The sequence below is a fragment of the Burkholderia territorii genome, from assembly GCF_001718335.1.
GTDB lineage: Bacteria > Pseudomonadota > Gammaproteobacteria > Burkholderiales > Burkholderiaceae > Burkholderia > Burkholderia territorii.
The window spans coordinates 61,354-85,183 of sequence record NZ_CP013366.1; the positions used below are offsets into that span (position 1 = coordinate 61,354).

Consider the following 23,830-nt stretch of genomic DNA (forward strand, 5'->3'; position numbering starts at 1 on the left):
TCTCTTCAAGCGTAGGCGGGCAGCCGCACGGTCACGACGATACCGCGATTGCCGGGGCCCGGCGCGAGCGACGCGCTGCCGCCGTGCGCCTGCGCGATCTCGCGCACGATCGCGAGGCCGAGGCCCGAGCCTTCGGTGTCGGCCGACACGCGGTAGAACCGCTTGAACACGTGCGGCCGCGCTTCGGCCGGAATGCCCGGGCCGTTGTCGACCACGTCGAGCACGACCGCGTCGCCGTCGCGCCGCGCAGCGACCGTCACGCAGCCGCCCGGCTGCGTGTAGCGCACCGCGTTGTCGACGAGGTTCATCACCAGCGCGGTCAGCAGGCTGTCGCTGCCCGCGACGTCGAGCCGTTCGCCGAGATCGGCGCCGAGGTCGATGTCGCGCCGTTGCGCGAGCACGATCGTCTCCTCCAGCACGCTCGACACGACGGCGGCCAGGTCGACGCGATGCGTGAGCAGCGTCGACGGCGTCGCTTCCGCGTGCGCGAGCAGCAGCAGCTTGTCGGTCACGTCGGCCATCCTGCGGCTGCTGCGCTGCATGCTGTCGAGCACCGACGCGAGCTCCGCGTCGTTGTGCTCGCGCTGCTGCGCGTACTGGATCTGCGTGTCGAGCACGGCGATCGGCGTGCGCAGCTGGTGCGCGGCGTCGGCGATGAAGCGGCGTTGCGTGGCCGTGTGCGTATTGAGCCGCGCGATGCACTGGTTGATCGCGTCGACAATCGGCCGCAGTTCATGCTGAAGCCGCTCCGGGCGAATCGGCTCGAGCTCCATCGGGCCGCGGTCGGCAACGTCGTCCTTGAGCTTCATCAACGGGCGCAGCTCGAGCGTGAGGCCGAGATACACGAGCACGACCGCGAGCACCAGCATCAGCGACAGGCGCACGAGCTGCGGCCGCCAGATGGTCGCGACCATCGCGTCGTGCGAGCGCGTCGTCTTCGCGACGACCACCGTGACCGTCTCGATCTGCCCTTCGTCGTACAGCTGGCGGTCGTAAGCGGCCGCGCGCAGCCGCACGCCGTCGAGCGACGTGTCGTACAGCGTCGGCTCGGCGTCGTGACGCTCGGGCAGCGCGAGCGCCGGGTTGCCGGCGAGCAGCCGGTCGTGGCCGTCGATCACCTTGTAGAACACCGAATCGCGCGACGGCGACTCGAAGATCTCGAGCGCGGCCGGCGGCACGTCGGCGACGGGCAGCCCGTTGCGCCATTCGACGTCCTCGCCGATCGTGCGCGCGGACGCGACGAGCGCGCTGTCCTGCACGAGCGCGGCCGTGCGCCGCGCGGTGTCGTACGACATCGCGCCCGCGATCAGCACGAACGCCGCGAGCGGCAGCAGCAGCCACCACAACAGCCGCCCGCGCAGGCTGTGCGCCATTCCTTCTCCTCAATGCCGAACCGCGCCGGGGCCACCGGCGCGGTTCGGGTATGTGATCCGATGCGTGCGCGGCTCAGAACGCGGCGGGGCGCCACTTGAGCAAGCGCTTCTCGAGCCAGGTCAGCAGGTAGTCGGCGGCCAGCGCGACCACGGCCAGCACGATCATCGCCGCGAACACGCCGCTCGCGTTGAACGCGCCCTGGGCGGTGGAGATTAGCAGGCCGATGCCCTGCTTGGAACCCAGGAATTCGCCGACGACCGCACCGACCAGCGCGAAGCCGAAGCTCACGTGCAGGCTCGCAAGAATCCACGACAGCGCGGACGGGATCACGACCGACGTGGTGATCTGCCGGCGCGACGCGCCGAGGATCTGCGCGTTCGCGATCAGGTAGCGGTCCGCCTCGCGCACACCCTGGAACGCGTTGCCGAACACGACGAAGAACACCATCACGACGGCCAGCGCGATCTTCGACGCCATCCCGAGGCCGAGCGCGATCACGAACACCGAGCCGAGCACGACGCGCGGAATCGAGTTCGCGATCTGGATGTACAGGCCGAACACGTCGGCCATCAATTTGTTGCGGCCGAGCACGATCCCGCAGATCACGCCGGCGACCGAGCCGATCAGGAAGCCGATCGTGGTTTCCTCGAGCGTCACCCAGACCTGCGTGAGCAGCGGCCCCTGCGACGTGCCGTTGACGAACCAGTCCTGGATCTGCGCGAAGATCAGCGTCGGCTGCGAGAAGAAGAACGGATCGATCCACTTGAGCCGCGCGGCGAGTTCCCAGCCGCCCAGCACGACGACGAGCACGGCGATCCGCAGGCCGATGATCAGTTGCCGGCGGCGGCGCAGCCGGGTTTGCGCGGCGCGCGACTCGTCCTCGAGCGACGTCGCCGCGATGGCGGTGGGGGGAAGCGTCATGTCGGTCATGCTCCTGTCCTTGCTGCTGTCAGCCGATCTGCACTTCTTCGCGCAGGTCGTGCCAGATGTCCTTGGAAATTTCGATGAAGCGCGTGTCGTAGCGAATCTCCGACGTGACGCGCGGGCGCGGCAGGTCGATCTCGTACACGCGCTTGAGCGTCGCGGGGCGCGCGGTCAGCACGAACACGCGGTCGGCAAGTGCGATCGCCTCCTCGAGATCGTGCGTGACGAACACGACCGAGCCCTTGTTCGCCGACCACAACTGCAGCAGCTCGTCCTGCATCAGCGTGCGCGTCTGCATGTCGAGCGCGGAGAACGGCTCGTCCATCAGCAGGATTTCCGGCTGGTTGATGAAGGTCTGCGCGAGCGCGACGCGCTTGCGCATCCCGCCGGAGAGCTGGTGCGGGTAGTGCTTCGTGAACTTGTCGAGGCCGACCTTGCGGATCCATTCCTCGGCCTGCGCATACGCGACATCCTTCGAGCGGCCGCGAAACAGCGGGCCCGCCGCGACGTTGTCGATCACGTTGCGCCACGGGAACACGGCGTCGGCCTGGAACACGAAGCCAATGCGCGGATCGATCCCGTCGACCGGGCGACCCATCACGCGCACCTCGCCCGACGCCGGCTTCAGCAAGCCGGTGATCAGGTTCAGCGTCGTCGACTTGCCGCAGCCGGTCGGCCCGACGATCGCGATGAACTCGCCGCGCGCGACGCTCATGGTGAAGTCGCGCAACGCGACGGTGGCCTTGCCTTCCGGCGAAATGAAGCGGCACGACACATTGCGAAACTCGATCGCCGGTGTGCTCGGGGAAACTGCCTGGTTCATCGCATTCGTCCTGCGGGTGAGGAGGGCGCCGCATCGTGGCGGCGCCGGGCCGGTCAGCCGGGCCGGAACGGGGAACGCGCGGCGGCGGGATCGCCGCCGCCGGCGCCTGTACCGATGTCGATTACTTCGCGTTCACGAAATCGTTGGTGTAGGTGCGCGCGAGGTCGATGTGCTTGCCCTTCACCGACGGGTTGAACGCCGACAACACCTTCAGCACGGTCGCCGGGCCGTCGGCCGGCATCTTCGCGTCGGCCGTGTACATCGGCAGCGACGCCTTCAGCGCGGACACGTACAGCGCCTTGTCCTTCTGGTAGTCGGCCGGCATCTTCGCGGCGATTTCATCCGCGCTGTGCGTGTGGATGAACTGCATCGTCTTCGCGAACGCGTGCGCGAGCTTGGTGGCCTCCGCCTTGTGCGAATCGGCCCACGCCGACTGCACGTACAGGCTCGCGGCCGGGTACGTGCCGCCGAGCGCGGCGCGCGTGCCTTCCAGCGTGCGCAGGTCGACCAGCACCTTCGCGTCGCCCATCTTCTCGAGCGCGGACACCGTCGGCTCGGTCGTCATCCCGGCGTCGATGCGGCCCTGCTTGATCGCGGCGATGAAGCTCGCGTCGGCACCGACCGGCAGCATCGTGTACTGCGTCGACGCCACGCCGTGCTGCAATGCGAGGTATTGCGTGAGGAAGCTCGTCGACGAGCCGAGGCCGGTCACGCCGAGCGTCTTGCCTTTCGCGTCGGCCATCGACTTGAAGGTGGCGGCAGCCTTGGTCGACACCATCTCGACCTCGCCCGGCACCTGGCCGAACACGGCGATCGCCTTCACTTCCTTGCCCTTGCTCTGCAGGTCGATCGTATGGTCATAGAAGCCGACGACGCCCTGCACGGCGCCCGCCAGCAGCTCGTTCTCGGCGTCGACGCCGGCCGGCTGCGACAGCAGTTCGACGTCGAGCCCCTCCGCCTTGAAGTAGCCGAGCTCCTGCGTGAGCCGCGCGGGCAGGTAGATCAGCTTGGCGATCCCGCCGACCATGATCGTGACCTTGCCGCCGTCGTCGGCGAAGGCGGGGTGAGCGGCGAGCGCGCAGCTCAGGCTGGCTGCAACGGCGAGGGTGCGCAGGATGGGTCGCATCGGGGTCGTCTCCTTCGTTGTATTCGTATGGCGCGATGCTTGCTGCATCGTCCTGACGAGTATAGGGAGGCGAAACCTTCCGCAACCTTTCGCGGGCCGGCGATTCCGTTAGGGGTTTTCCAGCAATCGGGGCGCGAGTGGCCTACCGCCACCCCAGCAGCACCCTCCCCATCGCATCGACACCCATGTCGAACAGATGCGACACGAACGGCACGAGGTTCGGGATCATCAGTTGCACGAGCAACAGCCCGACCAGCATCGTGACCGGAAAGCCGATCTGGAAGATGCCGATCTGCGGCGCCGCGCGGTTCAGGATCCCGAGCGCGAGGTTCGCGATGAGGAGCGCCGCGACCACCGGCAACGCGAGTAGCAGCCCCATCTCGAACACGGTCGCGCCGAATGCGGCGAGCGTGCGCCAGCCGGGCGCGTGCAGCAAATCGGCCGACACCGGCAGCGACTGGAACGACGCGGCCAGCGCCGCGAATACCTGCAGGTGGCCGTCCACCGCAAGGAACGCGAGCATCGCGATCGCGTTCAGGAACCGGCCCATCGCCGGCGTCGCGCCGTTCGAATGCGGGTCGAAGAAGGTCGCGAAACCGAGCCCCATCGACAGGCCGATGAAGTCGCCGGCCGCCTCGACGGCCGCGAACACGATCTGCATCGTGAAGCCCATCGCCACGCCGATCAGGAACTGCGTGACGACGATCCAGATGCCCTGCGCGGAGAACACGGTGACACCCGGCATCGCGCCGAGCGTCGGCGCGACGACCAGCGCCATGAACGCGGCGATGCCGATCTTCACGCGCACGGGCACCGCGGCGTGGCCGACCACGGGCGCCGTCGCGACGAGCGCGAGCATCCGCACGAACGGCCACAGGAAAGCCGTCAGCCAGCCGTTGAGCTGCGCGTAGGTGACCGAGAACATCGCGGCGGGACGGAGCCTGGCGTGCCGCTCAGCCGGCGCCGAGCGTCGCGACGTGCAGCAGCGTCTGCCGCAGGTAGTCGAGCATCGTCGTCAGCATCCACGGGCCGGCGATCACGAGCGTCGCGGCCACCGCGAGCAGCTTCGGGATGAACGACAGCGTCGATTCGTTGATCTGCGTCGCGGCCTGGAACAGGCTCACGACGAGGCCGACCGCGAGCGCGACCAGCAGCAGCGGGGCGGCCAGCAGCAGGCCGACCATCATCGCCTGGTGTGCCAGCGTCATCACTTGTTCGGGCGTCATCGCGCGCGTCCTCCGCTTACGTGAAGCTCTGCGCGAGCGAGCCGATCAGGAGCTGCCAGCCGTCCACCAGCACGAACAGCATCAGCTTGAACGGCAGCGACACGGTGGATGGCGACACCATCATCATCCCCATCGACATCAGCACGCTCGCGACGACCATGTCGATGATCAGGAACGGGATGAAGATCGTGAAGCCGATCTGGAAACCGGTCTTCAACTCGCTCGTGACGAATGCGGGTACCAGCAGCGACAGCGGCACGTCTTCCGGGCCCTGCATCGGCGCGGCCTTCGAGATCTTCGCGAACAGCGCGAGATCGGTCTCGCGGGTCTGCTTCAGCATGAAGCTCTTGAACGGCGCGACGCCGCGCTGCACGGCCTGCTCCATCGGCATCGAGCCATCGGAGAACGGCTTGTAGCCGTCGGCATACGCGCGGTCCAGCACCGGCGACATCACGAAGAAGGTGAGGAACATCGCGAGGCCGACCAGCACCTGGTTCGGCGGCGTCGTCGCGGTGCCGAGCGCCTGGCGCAGCAGCGACAGCACGATGATGATGCGCGTGAAGCTCGTCATCATCAGCAGCATCGCCGGCAGGAACGACAGCATCGTGAGCAGCAGCATCGTCTGCACGCTCAGCGAATAGGTGGTGCCGCCGTTCGGGCCCGGGCTCGTGTTGAAGGCGGGCAGGCCGGCCGCCTGCGCGCATGCGAGCGCGGGGGCGAGGCCGAGGATCAGCACGGGCGCGAAGCGCGCCGCGTGACGCAGGAATTCGTGTTTCATCGTGACGCGGATACGGGAAGAGGGCGCGGCGCCATGTCAGCGGTCCTTGCCGCGGCCGAAGCGCTTCGCGGCTTCGTCCGCGAGCGCATCGCGGAACCGCGCGCCGAACGTGCCGGGCTGGCCGCCGTCGCCTGCTGCGGCTCCGGGCGGAGCATCGGCCGAAGCCGGTGCCGTCGTCGTGATCGCCGCCGAGCCGGCCGGCAGCGTGTGCAGCAGCCGCACGTTGCCCGGCGCGACGCCGAGCACGAGCCAGGTATCGCCGATCTCGACGATCGTCGCGCTTTCCTTCGCGCCGAGCCCGACGCTCGACACGACCTTCAGCGGGCCGCCGCGCCGCACGGGCTGGAATCCGAAGCGGCGCGCGAGCCACGCGCAGCCGAACACGAGGCCGATCACGACCGCGAGCCCGACGAGCGTCTGCAGCACCGCGCCGACGCCGAGCGACGGCACGGCCGAGCCCACCGCCACGCTCGAGGCGATGGCGCCGGCGTTGTTCACCGCGTTCATGTCGGCGGCGACGGCCGGCCCGCACGCGAGCGACGCGGCCGCGGCCAGCGCGGCCACGCCCGGCAACAGGCGCGCGTGGCGGCCGGACTTCACGACGTTCACCGATTCAGCTTCCGGATGCGTTCGGCCGGCGTGATGATGTCGGTCAGCCGGATGCCGAACTTGTCGTTGACGACCACGACCTCGCCCTGCGCGATCAGGCAGCCGTTCACGAGCACGTCCATCGGCTCGCCCGCGAGGCCGTCGAGCTCGACGACCGAACCCTGCGCGAGCTGCAGCAGGTTGCGGATCGCGATCTTCGTGCGGCCGAGTTCCACGGTCATCTTGACCGGGATGTCGAGAATCATCTCGATGTCGTTGTGCGTCGAGCTGGGCGCGGCTTTCGACAGCGGCTGGAACACGCCGGCGCCGGTCGCGCCCGCCTGCACGGGCTGCTGGTTCTGTTCGGCGAGCGCGGCGGCCCAGTCGTCCAGGCCCGATTCCTCTTCCGCCGCGGCGGGTGCCGCCGGCACGGCCGCGGCCGATTCCGCGAGCGCCGCGTCGGCGAGCGCTTGCGGGTCGAGTTCGGGCGTCGGGTTCAGCTCACTCATATCCACCTTCCTTCATCGTGTCGCCCGCGCTGATCATCTTCTGCACGCGCAACGCATATTGACCATTGAAAATGCCGTAGCCGCATTCCATCACCGGCACGCCGTCGACCTTGGCGGTGATCGTGTCCTCGATCTCCAGCGGCAGCACGTCGCCCGCACGCAGGTTCAGGATCTTCTCGAAGGTCGACGGGATCTCGGCGAGATCCGCGGTCAGCTCGACCTCGGCCGACTGCACCTGCTGCGACAGCACCCGCACCCAGCGGCGATCGACCTCGAGCGCCTCGCCCTGGATCGGCGACGCGAGCACGTCGCGGATCGGCTCGACCATCGAGTACGGCATGCAGATGTGCAGCGTGCCGCCCGTCGGCCCGAACTCGATCGAGAACTGCGTGACGATCACGATTTCGTTCGGCGTCGCGACGTTGGCGAACTGCGTATGCATCTCCGAGCGCACGAATTCGAACTGCAGCGGCCGGACGCTCTTCCACGCGGTCGTGTAGTGCTCGAACACCAGGTTCAGCAGCTTGCCGATGATCCGCTGCTCGGTGGCCGTGAAGTCGCGGCCCTCGACGCGCGTGTGAAAGCGCCCGTCGCCGCCGAACAGGTTGTCGACGACGAAGAACACGAGGTTCGGGTCGAACACGAACAGCGACGTGCCGCGCAGCGGCTTCACGTGCACCAGGTTCAGGTTCGTCGGGATCGGCAGGTTGCGGGTGAACTCGCTGTACTTCTGCACCTTCACCTGGCTCACGGAGATTTCCGCCGTGCGCCGCATGAAGTTGAAGATGCCGATCCGCAAGAGGCGCGCGAAGCGGTCGTTGATGATCTCGAGGCCGGGCATCCGGCCGCGGACGATCCGCTCCTGCGTCGCGATGTTGTAGGGGCGGACGCCCGACGTGTCGCGCTGCTCGTCGACCGAATCGGTTTCGCCCGTGACGCCCTTGAGGAGGGCGTCGACCTCCTCCTGGGACATGAACTCCTGGTGGCCCATGCGCGCTCCTTGTCCGGCCGCGTTACTGGACGACGAATTCGGTGAACAGCACGTCGTCGACCTTCGCGCGCTGGTTGCCCGGCTGCGTCGGCTGCTCGATCAGCTCCCGCAGTTCCGTCGCAAGCGAACGTTTGCCGTCCGGCGTCGCGAGATCCTCGGGATGCTTGTTCGACAGCGCGAGCAGGATCCGGCTGCGGATCTCCGGCATGCGCGCCGTCAGTTGCTCCTGCGCCTTCGGGTCGGTGAGCTTCAGCGACAGGCCGACACGCAGGTAGTGCTGCATGCCGTCGTCGGACTGCAGGTTCACGGTCAGCGGGTCGAGCGGGAAAAACACGGGCGCCGCAAGCGGGGTGGCTTCGGCCGGCGCGCTCGCATGGCCGACGCCTGCCTTGCTCAGGAACACGTACATGCCGCCCGCGGCGGCGGCGGCCGCGCCCAGCGCGATGACGGCGATGAGCGCGATGCGCTTGAACTTGCCGGACGAAGCCGGCTTGTCGGCGGTCGGGTTTGCGGTCGTGGAGGCCATGTGAATGCGTGCGTGATGTCTCGTAGCATGCATTGTTCGGCATCCGGGCCGAGCCCGATGGGCGGAAAAGAGGGGGGAATTGCGGCTATCTCAGCCGATTGTCGGCCGGGTGTCGGCGCGATGCAGGGAAGGATCGCGACGGAAACCGGCCGAAGCCGGCGCGCACGGCGGGCATCGGCGCGCCGCGCGGCAAGGGTCCAAACGGCGGGAGGCGGCTGGAAGCGGCGCAGGCGGCCGCCCAACGCTTACGGCGTCAGATCGGCAGCAGCGACAGCAACGGCGCGATCAGCACCATCGCGACGCCCGCGATCATCATCGTGAGACTCGACACGACACCTTCCTCGTTGCCGATCTCGCGTGCCTTCGCGGTGCCCACGCCGTGGGCGGCCGCGCCGAACAGCGCGCCGCGCGCGAGCCGCGTGCGCATCGGCACCAGCGCGAGCACGATCTCGCCGAGCAGCATCCCGCAGATGCCGGTCGCGATCACGAACAGCGCGGTGAGGTCCTTCGGTGCGTGGATCTTGTCGGACACGGCGAGTGCGAACGGCGTCGAGACCGAGCGCGTCATCAGCGAGCGCTGCAGCTCGGGCGACAGATGCAGCAGCTTCGCGAGCAGCAGCGACCCGCACACGCCCGCGCCGATCCCGACCGCGACGCCGACCGACAGCGACAGCCAGTGGCGGCGGATCAGGTCGCGGTAGTCGTAGATCGGCACCGCGAACGCGATCGTTGCCGGGCCGAGCAGCCACATCAGCCAGCGCGTGTCGCGGAAGTAGACCGAATACGGGATGCCGGTCAGCAGGACCAGCAGCACCAGCACGCCGGGCACGAACACGAGCGGCGAGAACAGCAGCGTCTTCCTGTACGCGTAGAGCCGCTTCGACGCGAAATACAGCGCGACCGTCAGCACGAAGCAACCGACGGAGATCGCGGTATTCACGTGGTCGGCGGACAGGTTCGACAGCAGCGCAGGCATTCCGGACTCCGGCTCAGTGGGCGGACACCGCGGTCAGGCGCGCGCGGCGGCGCTCCGCGAACACGCGCTGCGCGGCGAGCCGGCGTTCGAGCTTCGCGGCGAGGTCGACGGCCACCGCCACCGCGACCATCACGAATGCGGTGCCGGCGAGCATGACGAGCGCGATGCGCCAGCCATCCTCGCGGAACAGCCCGCCGTATTGAACGGCCGCGACGGCGGCCGGCACGAAGAACAGCAGCATGTCGGACAGCAGCCAGTTCGCGCCGTCCTTGACCCACGCGGGGGCGACGCGGCCCGAGAACAGCAGCGCGAGCAGCACCGCGAGGCCGATCACGCCGGACGGCACCGGCAGCCCGACCGCGCGCACCGCCCAGTCGACGGCCATCCACAACACACCGAGCGCGGTGGCCTGGAGCACGATCCGGCCCGTACGCGCAACGTTGCCCGAAGCGGCGGGGCGGGCGGCGGCAGTGGCGGTCGGCTTGGTCATGGCGGGCTCCATACAGAGATTGCATCGATGGTGTGAGTATAGGGTTTCCCCTAACCATAAATAAAATGACTTGTCTCTATTCTTGTCATTCCAATTCGGAATTCAGTTGTATTCGCTGCACCAACCTGGGGAGTGATCGATGGAATTGCGCGCGTTGCGGTACTTCGTCGAGGTGGTCCGTCAGCAGAGTTTCACGGCGGCCGCCGACCGGCTGTTCGTCACGCAGCCGACCATCAGCAAGATGGTGAAGGCGCTCGAGGACGAGATCGGCTCGCCGCTGCTGCTGCGCGACGGCCGGCAGATGGTGCTGACGGATGCCGGGCGGATCGTGTTCCAGCGCGGCCAGGACGTGCTCGCCGCGCAGGCGCAGCTGCAGTCGGAGCTGAAGGATCTCGGCACGCTCGGACGCGGCGAGCTGACGATCGGCATTCCGCCGCTTGGCGGGTCGCTGTTCACGCCGATCATCGCCGCGTACAAGCAGCGTTATCCGAACATCGAGCTGAAGCTGTTCGAGCAGGGCGCACGGATGATCGAGGCCGCGCTGATGTCCGGCGAGCTCGAGCTCGGCGGGCTGCTGGAGCCGGTCGATCCCGCCACGTTCGAGCGGTTGCCGATGGTGCGCGCGCCGCTGTGGCTCGTCGCACCGCGCGAGTCGCGCTGGGAGGATCATCAGGCGGTGCCGCTCGCCGATCTCGCCCGCGAGTCGTTCGTGTTCTACGCGGAGAGCCTCGCGCTGCACGATGCGGTGCTCGACGCGTGCCGGCAGGCGGGCTTCACGCCGTCGATCGTGAGCCGCAGCGGACACTGGGATTTCATGGCGGCGCTCGTGCACGCGGGCGTCGGCATCGCGTTGTTGCCGGAGCCTTACTGCCGGCGGCTCGACGCGCGGCAGTTCACGTGCCGGCCGATCGTCGAGCCGGAAATCACGTGGGCGATCGCGCTGGGCTGGCTGAAGAAGGGATACCTGTCGCATGCGGCGCGGGCGTGGCTCGACGTCGCGCGGGCGACGCTGCCGATCGCGTCGGGCGACGATCTGGCCTTCGGCGGATTGCGCGCGCGGGAGTGACGCACGCGGCGCGGGCGGCGAAACGACGCGGGAAATCGGCGGGTGCCGGCGCCGCCCTCCGTGCGTTCAATGCCCCATCGCCGGCCCCGCGCCCTTCCGCGGCTTCGTGATCCACACGAGCGCGGCGAGTGCGATGAACACGCCCGCCGACAGGTGGAAGAAGTCGTTGGTCGCCATCATGAAGCCTTGCTGCGTGACGAGCTGGTTGAGCTGCGCGTTGGCCGTCTGCCCGAGGATCCCGAGCTGCGCGAGCGCGCCCTGGTAGTCGGTCGTGTTCTGCGCGTAGACGCTCACCGATTCCGACAGCCGCGCGTGATGGTAGATCGCGTCGTTCTCCCAGAACGTCGAGCTGACCGCGGTGCCGATCGCCCCCGACAGCGTGCGCAGGAAGTTCGACAGCCCCGACGCGCTCGCGAGCCGCTCGTCGGAGATGCTCGACAGCGTGATCGTCGTCATCGGCACGAAGAAGCACGCGACGCCGATGCCCTGCACGAGCCGCGGCAGGATCACGTGGTTGAACGGCACGTCGAGCGTAAACGTCGAGTTCCAGATCGACACGCCCGCGAACACGATGAACGCGAAGCTCGCGACCATCCGCAGGTCGAGCCGGTGCATGTTGCGGCCGATCAGCGGCGACAGCACCAGCGCGAGCAGCCCGACCGGCGCGGTCGCGAGGCCGGCCTTGCCGGCCGTGTAGCCCATCACCGTCTGCAGCCACAGCGGGAAGATCACGACCGAGCCGAAGAACGCCATGAAGCCGAACGAGATGATCATCGCGCCGAGCGCGAAGTTGCGGTCCTTGAACAGCGACAGATCGACCACCGGTTCCTTCTCGGTTGCTTCCCACACGAGCATGAACGCCAGCGACACCACCGCGATCAGCGCGAGCGCGACGATGAAGGTCGAGTTGAACCAGTCGCGGTCCTTGCCGAGGTCGAGCATCATCTGCAGGCACGACACGCCGATCACGAGCAGCGCGAGACCGACCGCGTCGATCCGTTGCTTCGTCGTCTTCGTCTCGCGGCCGCGCAGCAGGAAGTACGCGCAGGCCGCCGAAAAAATCCCGATCGGCAGGTTAATGTAGAAGATCCACGGCCACGTGTAGTTGTCGCTGATCCAGCCGCCCAGCAACGGGCCGAAGATCGGCGCGACGATCACCGTCATCGCCCATAGCCCGAGCGCGAGCCCGCGCTTCGCGGGCGGATAGCTGCGCATCAGGATCGTCTGCGACAGCGGCACCATCGGCCCCGACACGAGGCCCTGCAGCAGCCGGAACGCGATCAGCGTCCCGAAATTCTCCGCGAGCCCGCACAGCGCCGACGCGATCGTGAACGCGAGCACCGACAGCGTGAACAGCCGCACTTCGCCGACCCGCCGCGCGAGCCAGCCGGTCAGCGGCACCGCGATCGCGGACGCAACCGAATACGACGAGATCACCCACGTGCCTTCGCTCGTCGCGACGCCGAGGCTGCCCGAGATGGTGGGCACCGCGACGTTCGCGATCGACGTATCGAGCACTTCCATGAAGGTGCCGAGCGCGAGCCCGACGGTGAGGAGCGCGAGCGCGCCGCCGGTCAGCGGCGCGGGTTCGGCGGCAGGGGGCGCGGCGGATGCCGTGGTAGAGGACATCGGAATCTCCTAGACGCGGCGCGCGCGACGCGCCGGCACGGCGCACGGGCGCACGATACCGCGCGGCCCGGCTGGTTGGAACGAGTGAGGGAAGAGACGGAGCACGTGCCTTGTCATCTTCTGCCCAGACAGAGAAATAAGCGAATGCTTAACCTAGACATCGGGCCTCCGCGCTCAGCAGTCCGGTTCGTCGGGCTTCGGGCAGCCGGTGTGGCCGGGCCCGTTCGCGATGAACCGCTGCAGCAGGCCGGTGAGCAACGCCAGTTCGTCGGCCGAGAAGCCGGCAAGCTGCGCATTCAGCGCCGTTGCGATCAGCGACGGCAGCGCGCGGGCCGCTTCGGCGCCGCGGTCGGTCAGCGTCAGCTCGATCACGCGACGGTCCTGTTCGCTGCGCGAGCGTGCGACCAGGCCCTTGCGCTCCAGACGGTCGAGCATCCGGGTCATCGAACCGCTGTCGTAAGACATCTTGCGCGACAGTTCGAACGGCGTGCGCGCATAGCCGCGCGACAGCAGCAGGATCACGCCGATCTGCTGCGCGGTGAGATCGTACGGCTCGAGTGCGCGGTCCATTCGCTCGACGAGCGCCTGCCGGGCCTTGGTCAGGTAGTAACCGAGGCTCGTCTCCAGCGCGATGGTGTCGGGATCGTAGAGGCCGCCGTTCATGCGAATTGCGCGCGCAGCAACAGTGCGTTTCAGGTCAGAACGCGCCCAGTATCTTGAAAAATGATTGCTTAGTCAATATTATTTCAGGCAACCAGTTACGACGTGCATGTTGCACTGCCGGAGACGATGTTCTGACCGCCTGGCCCGCACTGACGGGCACCCGAGGATGTTCGCGATGCTGTTCCTGAAAAATGCCGCCGGCGCACTGCGCCGCAACCTGACCGATACCGCTCATCATGTGTTCTCCGGGCCGCACCGCGGCTGGAAGATCGCGCTGTACGTGACGATGCTGGTGGTACCGGGCGGATCGCTCGCGGCGCTCGGGTTCGCATGGTTCGATCATCGCCGGCAGCGCAACGCGAAGCACTCCGCGCGCCGCGCGAGCCAGCCGGCGGCAACGGAGCCGTCGACATGGCGGCCGGCCGCCGAGCCCGGCCCGGTACCCGTGCACTGCCACTGACACCGCGCTGCCCCCGTCGTCCCGCCTGAACGCCGGAACGCCTGAACGCCGGCTGCTTCCGCATGGGCCGGCGCCGTTCGCGCGACGTTCGTTGCTCGTCTCGCGCGCAAGCGATCCGTAATGACCGGTAAACCGGCCGGCCGCGCCGGTAACACATTCGGGCCGCCGCGCACCGTACCCTTAGGGCTGCGCAGCTTTCCCGCCGTCAGTTACCATTTGTCCGCCAGCGGCACGACGACCGCATCGCGCGACGCCGCTCGCCGGCCCTCGCGCCCAGACAGGAATACCACGATGCCGTATGCCCCCCTCCCGCGCGCCCTTCGCCCGCTGAGCGCCGCCGTCGCCGTTGCGACGGCCGTGCTGCTCGCCGGCTGCGCCGTCGGGCCCGACTATCACCGGCCCGACACGTCGATCCCCGCCGCCTTCAAGGAAGCGCCGGCCGGCTGGAAGGTCGCGCAGCCCGCCGACCGGGCCGACCGCGGCCCATGGTGGACCGTCTACAACGATCCGCAGCTCGACGCGCTGATCGGCAAGCTCAATGCATCGAACCAGACCATCGCGCAATCGGCCGCCGCGTACCGGCAGGCCCGCGCGCTTGTCGCCGAGGCACGTGCCGCATACTTCCCGACCGTCGGGCTGACCGCGTCGGGCTCGCGCTCGCGCACGGGGCGCACGTCCACGTCGTCGAGCGCGTCGAGCTTCGGCAGCAGCTCGTCGATCGGCAACAGCTACAGCGTCGGTCTCGATGCGAGCTGGGAGCCCGACCTGTGGGGCAAGGTGAGCCGCAGCGTCAGCGCGCAGCGCGCCGGCGAGGCGGCCGCCGCGGCCGATCTCGCGAACGCGCGGCTCTCGCAGCAGGCGCTGCTCGCGCAGACTTACTTTCAGCTGCGCACGTCCGATGCGCTGCAGAAGCTGCTCGACGACACCGTGAAGTCGTACGGCGAATCGCTGCGGCTCACGCAGAACCAGTACGCGCAGGGCGTCGCCGCGCGCGCGGACGTGATCCAGGCGCAGACGCAGCTGCAGAGCGCGCAGGCCGCGTCGATCGACAACGGCGTCGCGCGCGCGCAGTACGAGCATGCGATCGCGACGCTGATCGGCGAACTGGCATCGACGTTCTCGCTGCCGCCGAACCCGCTCGCGGCGGAACCGCCGATCACGCCGGTCGACGTGCCGTCCGCGCTGCTCGAGCGCCGGCCCGACATCGCGGCGGCCGAGCGCCGCGCGGCTGCGGCGAACGAGCAGATCGGCGTCGCGATCGCCGCGTTCTTCCCGACGCTCACGTTGTCGGCCAGCGGCGGCTTCCAGAGCTCGGTATGGTCGCAGCTGTTCACGCTGCCCGCGCGATTCTGGACGGTCGGCCCGCAGCTCGCCGCGACGCTGTTCGACGCCGGCCTGCGTGCCGCGCAGACCGACGCCGCGCGCGCGACCTACGACCAGGACGTCGCCGCGTACCGCCTCGCGGTGCTCAGCGCGTTCCAGGACGTCGAGGACAACCTCGCGTCGCAGCGCATCCTCGCGCAGGAGGTCGACGTGCAGCGGCAAGCCGTCGACAGCGCCGAGCACGCGCTCGCGATCGTCACGAATCAGTACAAGGCCGGCACGGTCGCGTACCTGAACGTGCTGACCGCGCAGACCACCGCGTTCACCGCGCGGCAGAAGCTCGCGACGATCGCCGGCCAGCGGATGGTGTCGTCGGTCGGCCTCGTGAAGGCGCTCGGCGGCGGCTGGGATGCGTCGGACATGGCGCGCGAAACGGGCGACGTGGCAGCGCCGGCGCCGGCATCCGGTGCGGCTGCGCCGGCCGCGACCGCACCGTCGGCGGCCGCACCGCTCGCGCAGAAGTAAGTCGGGAAAAGGGGAGCGTGGCGCGCGTCAGCGCGTCGCGTCGCCGAAGATCAGCGACACCTGGTTGTTGCCGATCGGATGGCCGAGCAGGTTCAGCAGCCCCGCGAGGTTCGCCTGCTGCTCGGGCGCCGCATGCGCGGTGCCGCGAAACGAACCCTGGCCGGGGCCGAAGCTGCCGTGCCCGTCGAGGAACAGCGGGCCCTGCGTCGTCGACAGGTCGAGATCGGCGCCCGAGCCCTTCGCCTGCAGCACCGCACGGTACGAGCCGAGCGGCTTCACGCGCGACACGCGCGAACTCATCGAATCGATCGTGACCGTCAGCTGGCCGAACGCGTTGTTGCCGATCACGCGCCAGTCGGTCCAGCCGAGCCGCACGTCGCCTTGCAGGTCGAGCGTGTTGAACGGCGTGCCGAGCCCGGCGAGCAGCGACGCGGGCACGGCCATCGAGCCCGCCGAGAGTACCGCGCCGCGCCACGTCGCGTCGAGCGTGACGGGCTCGGGCATCGCTTCCGTCTGCCGCATGCGCATGCGCACGCGCCCGGTCAGGAGCGGCCAGAAGCCCGTCGTCCATTCGACCCGGCCGGGCAGCAGCGTCGCCGCGCTCTGGTCCGCGCCCGGCGCGAGCATCAGCGTGCCCGAACCGTGCCACAGCGATCCGTCCGGATCGACGAGATTCACGTGCCCGCCGGTCGCGCGCGCGAACTGCGGTGCGATCCACGCGGCCGGCGCGAGCGCGACGAGCGTCAGCGCCGTCGCGAGCGTGCCGGCCGCCGCCCACGGCAATGCGGCGACGAGCCGCCGGACTCCAGGCCTCATCGGCCGACCGCCGTTCGTTTCATCCACTGCGTCATTTCTGCATCGAGGGTTGCATCACGGCCGTGAGGTCGACCTGGCCGTCTTCCTTCAGCGCGGTCACGTGCGCTTCGCCGACCTGCACCTTGAACTGCCGGCGCGCGTCGTCGAGCCACTGCGTCCACGCCGGGAACGCCACGTTCTTCATCTGGACCTGCACGCCGTTGCCGACGACCTGCACCTGCGCGCCCTGCAGCCCGTGATCGGACAGCGACGCGGCGAGCGCGTCCTTCAGCGCGAGACCGGTCGGCGCGACGCCTTGCGCGGCGGCCGTCAGCGACTTCGCCTCGGTGGCCTGCGCGGTCATCTGCGCAAGCTCGCGGCGCATCGTCGGCAGTTCGTGGCGGATCCGCGCGCGGCCTTCCTGCGCGGGCGACCACAGCACCGAATACGCGATCGCGACAGCCAGCACGGCGCCGCCCCAGCCGAGCAGCGTCCGCTCGCGCGGCGTGCGTTCGCCCCAGAACTGGGCCAGCGTCTGGTTCAGTTGTTCGGTCTTCATGAGCGGCTCCGGATCGTCCATTTGCCGGTGCTGCTGTCGACTTCGCCGGCCAGCCCGTTGCGCGCGAGACGCTGCGGGAAATCGGGGTCGACCTTGACCTCCGGCTTGAAGCCGACGTCGAGCCGCCGGTCGTGATAATCGAGCGACGCGATTCCGTTCAGCGGCAGCGCGCCCATCGAACGCGACAGCCCGCTCGCCAGCGCGAGGAAATCGTTCGGCGACAGCTCGCCCGCCGCCAGGCGCAGCTGGTCGAGCTGACGCTGCATCTGCGCGGGCGGATCGAGCACCGTCGTCGTCTTCGGGAAGGCCGACAGCAGCGTCTCGGTGATCTGCGCGGACAACGCATCGCGCTCGCGCGACAGCTTCCACCAGTGCAGGTTCATCCCGATCACCGCGACGCCGAGCGTGGCCGCCACGAGTGCGATCGGCACGCGCAGGCGCTTCACCGTCGCGCGGTCGAAGCGCCACGGCTGCGATTCGAATTCGAACTGGCACAGATCGAAGCGCTCGGCGAGCGCGCGTCGCGCGAATGCGTCGAACGGCAGCGGCTGCGCACCGGGCAGCAGCGGGGCATCCGCGTGCCCGACCGATGCGAGGCGCGGTTCCGCGCCCGGTTCACCGAGCTCGTAGAGTTCGATTTCGGCGCCGCCCGACAGCGCGGCGAGCGTGCCGCCGGCCCGCGACGCGGGCGCCGCGAAACCTTCGCCGAGCGCACCGCGCGCGATCGCCAGTTCGAGACGCGGCGCACCGGCCATCGCCGGCTGCGCGCCGGCTTCGACGAGCGCCGGCTCGACCGCGGTGGCGAGCCCCAGCACCGCGGCAACCGCGACGGGCCGCGCGACGGGTTCGGTCGCATCGGCGATCGCCCCGGCTGGCGCGGCGTCATCGTCGGCCGCCGCATCGGACGCCGTGTCCGCCGCCGCTGCGCGCGGTGCGGGCAGGCAGCGCGTCGCGGGCACCGCGCTCAGGTGCCGGTGGCCGGCCGCGGTGAACGCGTCGCAGATCGCGCGGAACCACGCGCGATCGACGACCGCCAGCACGCGCCGGCCGTCGGGCAGCGCGACCGGATCGAGCGCGATATGGCAGCCGAGCGGATCCTGGATCAACTGATCCTCGACGATGTTGGGTAGCGCCTGGCGCAGCTTCGGCCCCTTGAGCGGCGGCACGGTCGCGGCCAGCAGCAGCACGTCGCGCGCGGCGACGATCAGCACCGTCGCGTTCGCGCGCGGCAGCAGCGCGAGCGCGGCGCGGCCCGCGCGCTGCACGTGGCCGGCCTTGTCCACGAGCGTGAACGGCAGCTCGGGCCACTGCCATTCCTGCAACGGCACGGCCGGCTCGCGCGGCGGCAAAGAAACAATCAGCGTGCTCAAGAGCTCCTCTCCCGAATGGCGTCGTTATAGCTGGTCGCGGATGCGCACGACCCGCGTCGAGTGCGTGGTCGAATCACGATACACGAGCGAGGTGCGATCGACCTCCGCGCGATCGTGCTGAATCCGGCCATGCACGATGAAATAGCTCGAATTGACGTCGACGAGGCTGGAGTCGATCGTCACGTTCGGCGCGCCGGCGCCGCGCAGCGCGAGCTGCACGTCGCCGACGTTGCGGAAAAATACCGTCTCGCGGCGCGACACGAGGGCCTGCGCGGACGACACGCTCATCCCCGGCACCAGCGCCGCGATCACCTCGGCCGGCGCGGTGTTCATGTTCACCGGCGTGGTGGTCGGCAACACGGTGACGAACGGGCGCAGCCGCGCGACCATCTCGGGCGTCACGCCGTCGACGTCGAGCAGGCTGTCGACGCCGGTCATCACGAGCGGCGCGGGCCCGCGCTCGGTGTCCGACATCCCCGGTTCGTCGGTGAAGTTGCCGGCCATGTCGCCGCCGGCCACCGGCGCGGTCGCGGCCGTCCCGGCGCCGGGCAGCGTCGGCGTCTGGAAACGCGTTGCCGAGTGCATCAGGCCGGCGCGCATCTGCAGCGCGATCCGCTTCGCGAACGCGCCGTCGTAGCCGAGCGTCGTCAGCAGCCGCTGGAACGCCTGGAGCTGAATCACGTTCAACTGCAGCACGCCCGGCGCCGGCGACGACACGAGGTTGCGCAGGTTGTACTTCGCCTGCGCGTCCTCGATCGATCCGGAGATGTAGGTGTCTTCGCCGCCGTTGTCGTTCGGCGCGCCGATCCGGCCGAGGAAGTCCGACAGCTTGGTCTTCGCGATCGGCACGGCCCAGATTCCGCCGAGGTAGGTGATGCCGGGCGCCGTGTCGCCTTCGGAGCGCAGGATCATGCGCGTCCAGTCGAGCGCGCCGCGCGCGACCCACTGCGCCTGCGCGATCACGCGCTGGTTCTCGATGCGGCGAATCTGCACCTGCTGGCGCCACAGCATCCCCGACACGAGGATCGCCGACAGTGCGACCACGAGCAGCGCGGTGATGATCGCCGCACCGCGCTCGCGGCGCTTGCGTGCGGGCGCGCGTGCGCCATCGCGAGCGGCGAACCGGGAATGGTGAGGGCGCGCGCGCATCGTCATTCCCCGACGAGGAAGATGCGGGTGACGGGCACGCGCAGCGACGTCGCGCCGATGCTGACCTGCAGCCCCGTAACCGCGCGTGTGGGCGGCGCGTTGCCGATCTGCGGCACCTTCAGCGCATCGTTGTTCTGCGACAGCGCGTCGCTGGCCGCCTGCAGGTTGGTGGTCCAGCCGACGCGCGGCACGTACAGCTTCGCGTCGATCGCGCCGACGCCGCCCATCAGCGCGACCCAGCTCCAGCCGTCGACGCTGCTGTCCTTCAGCACGTCGCGCAGGCGGTTCGCGTCGTCGAGCGGCGGCGACGCATAGCGCACGACGCGCCCGCCCGCGATCCGGTAGCGGACCACCTGCAGCCGCGGCGCGGCGCCCGGCACGTCGAGTTCGCGCACGATCTGCAGCGTGTTGCCGGCGACGCCGATCGCCGGCTGGCCGGCTTCGTCGTCGGTGGCGGCGAGCCGCGCGTCGATGCGCATCTGGTCGAACATCTGCGCGAAGATGCGCTCGTCCTCCATCGCGGACGCAACTTTGTCGCGGCCGCGCATGATCTGGTCGAGCCCGCGCCACGAGAGGATCGCGACGACCGCGAGGATCGCGATCGCGATCATCAGTTCGATCAGCGTGAAGCCGCGCGCGCGGCGCGCTCCGGCGCGACGCACGGGCCGGGGCCGCATCGGCGCGTCAGAGCGGGCGGCTGGTTTCATTCGCGACCACCGTCACCATTTGCGCGAGCACGCCGGCGTGGCCCGGCATGCTCACCGACATCTGCACGCGCCGGAACACCGGGTTCGGCGTCGTGCTCACGCGCTGCGTGCAGACCAGCTGCACGTTGCCTTGCGAGCAGTCGAAACTCTGCTCGCCGACCTCCGGCCACGCGTGCGTGAGGCGCAGCTGCGCGAGCGCGTTGTCGGCACTCCAGCCGGCGAGCAACCGCCGATGAAGATCGGACGCATTGGTCGCCATCGTGCCGACCGCGCGGATCGACGCGGCGAGCGCGACCGCGATGATCGCGAGCGCGACTAGCACCTCGATCATCGTGAAGCCTCGGGAAGCAAGCGGGAAGGGCACGCGACGACGCATCGTCATTGCACCTCGTAGCGACCGTTGCCGGTGCCGACGATCGTCGCGCTGCCGACCGCCGAATGCAGCGTCACGCGCACCGGCGTGTCGATGCTTTCGATGCCGAACACGACACGGCTCGCGCGCGTGTCGGACCCGGGATAATCGATGTCGGCGCCCGTGACGCCGCCGTCCCAGTCGCGCGGGCGCAGCACGTCGTCGCGCAGCGTGCGCCAGCCGTCGGCCGAGCTCACGTCGAAACGGAAGCCGTGCGCGGTCGGCTGCCACGCGATCGGGCGCGCACGCACCTGCGCTTCGTCGCCGGCCGTCTCGAACAGCAGCGCGATGCGCTGCGCTTCCTCGCGCAGGTCGGTGCGCGGATTGCGCGTGAGCGACAGCGACGCGAGCGACACCAGCAGGCCCGCGATCACGAGCACGACCAGCATCTCGAGCAGCGTGAAGCCGCGCGCACGCGCGGCGGTCACGGCCGCGCCGCGACGCACGCGGCCGTCGCGGGCATCGCGGCGGGCGCGAGCGGAGCGCAAGGGCGTGCGAAGGGCGGGCATGGCGTGAGGAGCGGGGGAGAAGGCCGGGCCGGTCAGCGCACGCTTACTGCCACGAGCCGATGTCGGAATCGTTGTTCTCGCCGCCTTCCTTGCCGTCGGCGCCGTAGCTGAACACGTCGATCTCGCCGTGCACGCCCGGGTTCAGGTACTTGTAGCCGTTGCCCCACGGATCGTTCGGCAGGCGCTCGAGATAGCCGCCGTCCTTCCAGTTGTTCGGGATCGGATCGGTGGTCGGCTTCTGGATCAGCGCGTTCAGGCCCTGTTCCTGGGTCGGATAGCGGCCGTTGTCGAGACGGTACAGCTTGAGCGCCTGCATGATCGTGCCGATGTCCTGCTTCGCGGCGATACGGCGCGCCTCGTCGGGACGGCTCATGATCTTCGGCACGATCAGTGCCGCGAGGATCCCGAGGATCGCGACCACCACCATGATCTCGATCAGCGTGAAACCGCGCTGACGGCGCACGGCCGCATTGCGGCGAGTGATCCACGTTTGCATGACTGACTACCTCTTTCCAAAAAATGTCGTCGATTGAGTGACGCACCCGCGGCATTCCGGACGCTTGCCTGACGGCCGGCTTCCGTTTCCCCGGGCGCGGAGCACGCATTGTAAGGCGCGCATTGCCGAGGGCTTTCACCCAACGCAAATTTCATATACATCCGTACAATAGCGCGCATGAACGCGCTCTCGATCCGGATCCTCTCCCTAGCCCTCTTCGCGGGTTTGTGCGCAACGGCCACCTACTGGGTCGTCACGCTGTCGGCCCGCGAAGCGCCGCTGCCCGCCGCCGCCGCGCGGCTGCCGATCCGCACCGAGGACGCCGCCGCGCTCTTCGGCGGACAGCTCGACAAGAATCCCGTGCAGGACATCCACCTGTTCGGCATTCTCGCGCTCGATCATGGCGGCGCCGCGATCGTCGGCGTCGGCGGCGAACCGCCGCGTGCCGTGTCGCTCGGCGCGGAGGTCACGCCCGGCGCGAAGCTCGCCGAAGTCCGCAGCCGCTCGATCATCGTCGACCGCAACGGCGCCCGCGCCGAAATCCAGCTTCCCGCGAACACGCCGTCCCCCGCGATCTACATGCGCTGAACGGCGGCGGCCCGGCCGCTGCCCGGGCCGTCACTGCACCATGTTGTTCAGCTCGATGATCGGCAGCATCACGGCCAGCACGATCACGAGCACGATGCCGCCCATCGCGAGGATCAGGAGCGGCTCCAGCAGGCTCGTCAGGAACATCGTGCGCCGCTCGAGCTCGCGCGCCTCGCCTTCCGCCGCGCGGTCGAGCATCGTCGTCACGTCGCCGGTCGCCTCGCCGGAACGGATCAGGTGCACGAGCACCGGCGGAAACGTCTTCACGTTGTTCAGCGCGCGCGACAGCGCGGAGCCTTCGCGCACGCGCACGATCGCATCGTCGATGTTCGCGCGCATCGCGCGGTTCGACAGCGTCTCGCCGGCCGCCTGCAACGCGCGCAGGATCGGCACGCCGGCCGCAGTGAGAATGCCGAGCGTGCTCGCGAAGCGCACCGTGTTGTAGCCGCGCACCAGCTTGCCCGCGAGCGGCGCGGTCAGCACCCAGCGGTCGAACGCGAGCCTGGGCCCGTCGCGCGACAGCGTCGCCTTCACGAACCACACGACGAGCGCGACCGCGATCAGGATCGCCCACCACCAGTGCCGGACGAAATCCGACAGCGCCATCATCACGATCGTCAGCACCGGCAGCTGCTGCTTCGTGCTCGCGAACACGTTGACGACCTGCGGCACGACGTAGCTCAGCAGGAACGTGACGATGCCGAACGCGATCAGCGTGACGATTCCCGGATACGTAAACGCCAGCAGGATCTTCTGCTTCAGCGCGTTGCTCTGTTCGATGTAGTCGGCGAGGCGCGACAGCACGATGCCGAGCTTGCCGGTGTGCTCGCCCGCCGCGACGAGCGCGCGGTAGATTTCCGGGAAATCGCGCGGATGCTGGCCCAGCGCATTCGCAAGCGAATGGCCGCCGAGCACTTCCGCGCGGATCGCGGCCATCAGTTCGCGGATGTAGTCGCGCTCGGCCTGCTCGGTGAGCACGCCGAGCGCCTCGTCGAGCGGCAGCCCGGCGATCAGCAGGCTCGCAAGCTGGCGCGTGAGGATCGCCTGCTCGCGCTGCGACAGCTTGCGGCCGAACGCGAGGCGCTGCGAGCGCGCGCCGCGCGTCGCGCTCGCGGCCGGCTCGACGACGAGCGGCGTGAGCCCCTGCGTGCGCAGCTGGCCGCGCGCGGACCGCGCGCTGTCGGCATCGATCACGCCCTTCTGCGCGCGCCCCGCCGAATCGATTGCTTCGAAGCGGAATGCCGGCAT

Annotated in this window: 28 protein-coding genes; 4 read left to right on the forward strand and 24 right to left on the reverse strand. The window is 69.2% G+C overall.

Annotated elements, in window-relative coordinates; all coding sequences use genetic code 11:
* Window positions 1-5: 5 nt before the first annotated feature.
* From WS51_RS11010 to WS51_RS11070, 13 genes are all read right to left on the reverse strand, one after another.
* Window positions 6-1,373 carry a sensor histidine kinase gene (locus WS51_RS11010; RefSeq protein ID WP_059848758.1) on the reverse strand — a complete coding sequence of 456 codons (1,368 nt, stop codon included), beginning with the start codon at window positions 1,371-1,373 and terminating at the stop codon, window positions 6-8.
* Window positions 1,374-1,446: 73 nt separating this feature from the next.
* Window positions 1,447-2,304, reverse strand: coding sequence for an ABC transporter permease (locus WS51_RS11015; protein WP_147955832.1), 858 nt, complete (start codon window positions 2,302-2,304; stop codon window positions 1,447-1,449).
* Between the two features lie 19 nt (window positions 2,305-2,323).
* A complete protein-coding gene (locus tag WS51_RS11020; protein WP_059448019.1) occupies window positions 2,324-3,121 on the reverse strand; it encodes an ABC transporter ATP-binding protein in 798 nt (265 codons plus the stop codon).
* 121 nt (window positions 3,122-3,242) lie between these two features.
* A complete protein-coding gene (locus WS51_RS11025) occupies window positions 3,243-4,247 on the reverse strand; it encodes an ABC transporter substrate-binding protein (protein ID WP_059505738.1) in 1,005 nt (334 codons plus the stop codon).
* Window positions 4,248-4,389: 142 nt separating this feature from the next.
* Window positions 4,390-5,172, reverse strand: coding sequence for a flagellar biosynthetic protein FliR (fliR, locus tag WS51_RS11030; RefSeq protein WP_059465942.1), 783 nt, complete (start codon window positions 5,170-5,172; stop codon window positions 4,390-4,392).
* A 28-nt stretch (window positions 5,173-5,200) separates the two neighbouring features.
* The gene (gene fliQ, locus WS51_RS11035; RefSeq protein ID WP_006750427.1) at window positions 5,201-5,473 is read right to left on the reverse strand and encodes a flagellar biosynthesis protein FliQ; all 273 of its coding nucleotides are present in this window, start codon (window positions 5,471-5,473) and stop codon (window positions 5,201-5,203) included.
* Between the two features lie 16 nt (window positions 5,474-5,489).
* A complete protein-coding gene (fliP, locus tag WS51_RS11040; protein ID WP_059505717.1) occupies window positions 5,490-6,251 on the reverse strand; it encodes a flagellar type III secretion system pore protein FliP in 762 nt (253 codons plus the stop codon).
* A gap of 36 nt (window positions 6,252-6,287) precedes the next feature.
* Window positions 6,288-6,860, reverse strand: coding sequence for a flagellar biosynthetic protein FliO (gene fliO, locus WS51_RS11045; protein ID WP_059977542.1), 573 nt, complete (start codon window positions 6,858-6,860; stop codon window positions 6,288-6,290).
* Window positions 6,857-7,348 carry a flagellar motor switch protein FliN gene (fliN, locus tag WS51_RS11050; protein WP_059448320.1) on the reverse strand — a complete coding sequence of 164 codons (492 nt, stop codon included), beginning with the start codon at window positions 7,346-7,348 and terminating at the stop codon, window positions 6,857-6,859. The genes fliO and fliN overlap by 4 nt, the downstream gene beginning before the upstream one ends.
* Entirely contained in the window at window positions 7,341-8,339 is a 999-nt protein-coding gene (gene fliM / locus WS51_RS11055) for a flagellar motor switch protein FliM (RefSeq protein WP_059448321.1), read from the reverse strand. Before fliM ends, fliN begins: the two co-directional genes overlap by 8 nt.
* A gap of 22 nt (window positions 8,340-8,361) precedes the next feature.
* Window positions 8,362-8,898 carry a flagellar basal body-associated protein FliL gene (fliL, locus tag WS51_RS11060; RefSeq protein ID WP_069229204.1) on the reverse strand — a complete coding sequence of 179 codons (537 nt, stop codon included), beginning with the start codon at window positions 8,896-8,898 and terminating at the stop codon, window positions 8,362-8,364.
* Between the two features lie 220 nt (window positions 8,899-9,118).
* Window positions 9,119-9,841 carry an LrgB family protein gene (locus tag WS51_RS11065; RefSeq protein WP_059448323.1) on the reverse strand — a complete coding sequence of 241 codons (723 nt, stop codon included), beginning with the start codon at window positions 9,839-9,841 and terminating at the stop codon, window positions 9,119-9,121.
* 13 nt (window positions 9,842-9,854) lie between these two features.
* Window positions 9,855-10,331 (reverse strand): CidA/LrgA family protein, encoded by a 477-nt coding sequence (locus tag WS51_RS11070; protein WP_059546679.1) that lies wholly within the window; start codon window positions 10,329-10,331, stop codon window positions 9,855-9,857.
* A 139-nt stretch (window positions 10,332-10,470) separates the two neighbouring features.
* Here WS51_RS11070 and WS51_RS11075 point away from each other — a divergent pair, with 139 nt between their 5' ends.
* Window positions 10,471-11,397, forward strand: a complete 927-nt coding sequence (locus WS51_RS11075) for a LysR family transcriptional regulator (RefSeq protein WP_059505725.1) — start codon at window positions 10,471-10,473, stop codon at window positions 11,395-11,397.
* 66 nt (window positions 11,398-11,463) lie between these two features.
* Here WS51_RS11075 and WS51_RS11080 read toward each other — a convergent pair whose 3' ends face one another.
* Both WS51_RS11080 and WS51_RS11085 read right to left on the reverse strand, forming a co-directional pair.
* On the reverse strand, window positions 11,464-13,026 hold the full coding sequence (locus WS51_RS11080; RefSeq protein WP_059448326.1) for a DHA2 family efflux MFS transporter permease subunit: 1,563 nt from the start codon (window positions 13,024-13,026) through the stop codon (window positions 11,464-11,466).
* 174 nt (window positions 13,027-13,200) lie between these two features.
* Complete coding sequence (locus WS51_RS11085) at window positions 13,201-13,689, reverse strand: MarR family winged helix-turn-helix transcriptional regulator (RefSeq protein WP_069229205.1); 489 nt, start codon at window positions 13,687-13,689, stop codon at window positions 13,201-13,203.
* Window positions 13,690-13,864: 175 nt separating this feature from the next.
* Here WS51_RS11085 and WS51_RS11090 point away from each other — a divergent pair, with 175 nt between their 5' ends.
* Window positions 13,865-14,149 (forward strand): multidrug ABC transporter ATPase, encoded by a 285-nt coding sequence (locus tag WS51_RS11090; protein WP_081053054.1) that lies wholly within the window; start codon window positions 13,865-13,867, stop codon window positions 14,147-14,149.
* A 291-nt stretch (window positions 14,150-14,440) separates the two neighbouring features.
* Complete coding sequence (locus tag WS51_RS11095; RefSeq protein WP_069229206.1) at window positions 14,441-15,997, forward strand: efflux transporter outer membrane subunit; 1,557 nt, start codon at window positions 14,441-14,443, stop codon at window positions 15,995-15,997.
* 27 nt (window positions 15,998-16,024) lie between these two features.
* Here WS51_RS11095 and WS51_RS11100 read toward each other — a convergent pair whose 3' ends face one another.
* Genes WS51_RS11100 through gspG form a run of 8 tightly spaced genes read right to left on the reverse strand, consistent with a single transcriptional unit; the run spans window position 16,025 to window position 21,994 of the window.
* A complete protein-coding gene (locus WS51_RS11100; protein ID WP_069229964.1) occupies window positions 16,025-16,813 on the reverse strand; it encodes a type II secretion system protein N in 789 nt (262 codons plus the stop codon).
* A 31-nt stretch (window positions 16,814-16,844) separates the two neighbouring features.
* Window positions 16,845-17,351: a type II secretion system protein GspM gene (gene gspM / locus WS51_RS11105; RefSeq protein WP_059448337.1), complete on the reverse strand. Its 507-nt coding sequence runs from the start codon at window positions 17,349-17,351 to the stop codon at window positions 16,845-16,847.
* Entirely contained in the window at window positions 17,348-18,721 is a 1,374-nt protein-coding gene (gene gspL, locus WS51_RS11110; RefSeq protein ID WP_069229207.1) for a type II secretion system protein GspL, read from the reverse strand. The genes gspM and gspL overlap by 4 nt, the downstream gene beginning before the upstream one ends.
* A gap of 24 nt (window positions 18,722-18,745) precedes the next feature.
* Window positions 18,746-19,870, reverse strand: coding sequence for a type II secretion system minor pseudopilin GspK (gene gspK, locus WS51_RS11115; RefSeq protein WP_069229965.1), 1,125 nt, complete (start codon window positions 19,868-19,870; stop codon window positions 18,746-18,748).
* A gap of 2 nt (window positions 19,871-19,872) precedes the next feature.
* Window positions 19,873-20,577 (reverse strand): PulJ/GspJ family protein, encoded by a 705-nt coding sequence (locus tag WS51_RS11120; protein WP_059546691.1) that lies wholly within the window; start codon window positions 20,575-20,577, stop codon window positions 19,873-19,875.
* Complete coding sequence (gene gspI / locus WS51_RS11125; protein ID WP_059448333.1) at window positions 20,555-20,959, reverse strand: type II secretion system minor pseudopilin GspI; 405 nt, start codon at window positions 20,957-20,959, stop codon at window positions 20,555-20,557. Before gspI ends, WS51_RS11120 begins: the two co-directional genes overlap by 23 nt.
* A complete protein-coding gene (locus tag WS51_RS11130) occupies window positions 20,956-21,498 on the reverse strand; it encodes a GspH/FimT family pseudopilin (protein ID WP_059505733.1) in 543 nt (180 codons plus the stop codon). The genes gspI and WS51_RS11130 overlap by 4 nt, the downstream gene beginning before the upstream one ends.
* A gap of 43 nt (window positions 21,499-21,541) precedes the next feature.
* Complete coding sequence (gene gspG / locus WS51_RS11135) at window positions 21,542-21,994, reverse strand: type II secretion system major pseudopilin GspG (protein WP_059448335.1); 453 nt, start codon at window positions 21,992-21,994, stop codon at window positions 21,542-21,544.
* Window positions 21,995-22,171: 177 nt separating this feature from the next.
* Between gspG and WS51_RS11140 the strand changes: the two genes are divergently transcribed.
* Window positions 22,172-22,582 (forward strand): type II secretion system protein N, encoded by a 411-nt coding sequence (locus WS51_RS11140; protein ID WP_059448336.1) that lies wholly within the window; start codon window positions 22,172-22,174, stop codon window positions 22,580-22,582.
* A gap of 30 nt (window positions 22,583-22,612) precedes the next feature.
* Here the strand turns inward: WS51_RS11140 and gspF are convergent, their stop codons facing one another.
* On the reverse strand, window positions 22,613-23,830 hold the full coding sequence (gene gspF / locus WS51_RS11145) for a type II secretion system inner membrane protein GspF (RefSeq protein ID WP_059465960.1): 1,218 nt from the start codon (window positions 23,828-23,830) through the stop codon (window positions 22,613-22,615).

Excerpts from the sequence above, each read along its gene's own strand:
- WS51_RS11010 (WP_059848758.1), bottom strand. The coding sequence starts at position 1,373 with ATGGCGCACAGCCTGCGCGGGCGGCTGTTGTGGTGGCTGCTGCTGCCG.
- WS51_RS11015 (WP_147955832.1), bottom strand. The coding sequence starts at position 2,304 with ATGACCGACATGACGCTTCCCCCCACCGCCATCGCGGCGACGTCGCTC.
- WS51_RS11020 (WP_059448019.1), bottom strand. The coding sequence starts at position 3,121 with ATGAACCAGGCAGTTTCCCCGAGCACACCGGCGATCGAGTTTCGCAAT.
- WS51_RS11025 (WP_059505738.1), bottom strand. The coding sequence starts at position 4,247 with ATGCGACCCATCCTGCGCACCCTCGCCGTTGCAGCCAGCCTGAGCTGC.
- fliR (WP_059465942.1), bottom strand. The coding sequence starts at position 5,172 with ATGTTCTCGGTCACCTACGCGCAGCTCAACGGCTGGCTGACGGCTTTC.
- fliQ (WP_006750427.1), bottom strand. The coding sequence starts at position 5,473 with ATGACGCCCGAACAAGTGATGACGCTGGCACACCAGGCGATGATGGTC.
- fliP (WP_059505717.1), bottom strand. The coding sequence starts at position 6,251 with ATGAAACACGAATTCCTGCGTCACGCGGCGCGCTTCGCGCCCGTGCTG.
- fliN (WP_059448320.1), bottom strand. The coding sequence starts at position 7,348 with ATGAGTGAGCTGAACCCGACGCCCGAACTCGACCCGCAAGCGCTCGCC.
- fliM (WP_059448321.1), bottom strand. The coding sequence starts at position 8,339 with ATGGGCCACCAGGAGTTCATGTCCCAGGAGGAGGTCGACGCCCTCCTC.
- fliL (WP_069229204.1), bottom strand. The coding sequence starts at position 8,898 with ATGCATGCTACGAGACATCACGCACGCATTCACATGGCCTCCACGACC.
- WS51_RS11065 (WP_059448323.1), bottom strand. The coding sequence starts at position 9,841 with ATGCCTGCGCTGCTGTCGAACCTGTCCGCCGACCACGTGAATACCGCG.
- WS51_RS11070 (WP_059546679.1), bottom strand. The coding sequence starts at position 10,331 with ATGACCAAGCCGACCGCCACTGCCGCCGCCCGCCCCGCCGCTTCGGGC.
- WS51_RS11075 (WP_059505725.1), top strand. The coding sequence starts at position 10,471 with ATGGAATTGCGCGCGTTGCGGTACTTCGTCGAGGTGGTCCGTCAGCAG.
- WS51_RS11080 (WP_059448326.1), bottom strand. The coding sequence starts at position 13,026 with ATGTCCTCTACCACGGCATCCGCCGCGCCCCCTGCCGCCGAACCCGCG.
- WS51_RS11085 (WP_069229205.1), bottom strand. The coding sequence starts at position 13,689 with ATGAACGGCGGCCTCTACGATCCCGACACCATCGCGCTGGAGACGAGC.
- WS51_RS11090 (WP_081053054.1), top strand. The coding sequence starts at position 13,865 with ATGCTGTTCCTGAAAAATGCCGCCGGCGCACTGCGCCGCAACCTGACC.
- WS51_RS11095 (WP_069229206.1), top strand. The coding sequence starts at position 14,441 with ATGCCGTATGCCCCCCTCCCGCGCGCCCTTCGCCCGCTGAGCGCCGCC.
- WS51_RS11100 (WP_069229964.1), bottom strand. The coding sequence starts at position 16,813 with ATGAGGCCTGGAGTCCGGCGGCTCGTCGCCGCATTGCCGTGGGCGGCG.
- gspM (WP_059448337.1), bottom strand. The coding sequence starts at position 17,351 with ATGAAGACCGAACAACTGAACCAGACGCTGGCCCAGTTCTGGGGCGAA.
- gspK (WP_069229965.1), bottom strand. The coding sequence starts at position 19,870 with ATGCGCGCGCGCCCTCACCATTCCCGGTTCGCCGCTCGCGATGGCGCA.
- WS51_RS11120 (WP_059546691.1), bottom strand. The coding sequence starts at position 20,577 with ATGAAACCAGCCGCCCGCTCTGACGCGCCGATGCGGCCCCGGCCCGTG.
- gspI (WP_059448333.1), bottom strand. The coding sequence starts at position 20,959 with ATGACGATGCGTCGTCGCGTGCCCTTCCCGCTTGCTTCCCGAGGCTTC.
- WS51_RS11130 (WP_059505733.1), bottom strand. The coding sequence starts at position 21,498 with ATGCCCGCCCTTCGCACGCCCTTGCGCTCCGCTCGCGCCCGCCGCGAT.
- gspG (WP_059448335.1), bottom strand. The coding sequence starts at position 21,994 with ATGCAAACGTGGATCACTCGCCGCAATGCGGCCGTGCGCCGTCAGCGC.
- WS51_RS11140 (WP_059448336.1), top strand. The coding sequence starts at position 22,172 with ATGAACGCGCTCTCGATCCGGATCCTCTCCCTAGCCCTCTTCGCGGGT.
- gspF (WP_059465960.1), bottom strand. The coding sequence starts at position 23,830 with ATGCCGGCATTCCGCTTCGAAGCAATCGATTCGGCGGGGCGCGCGCAG.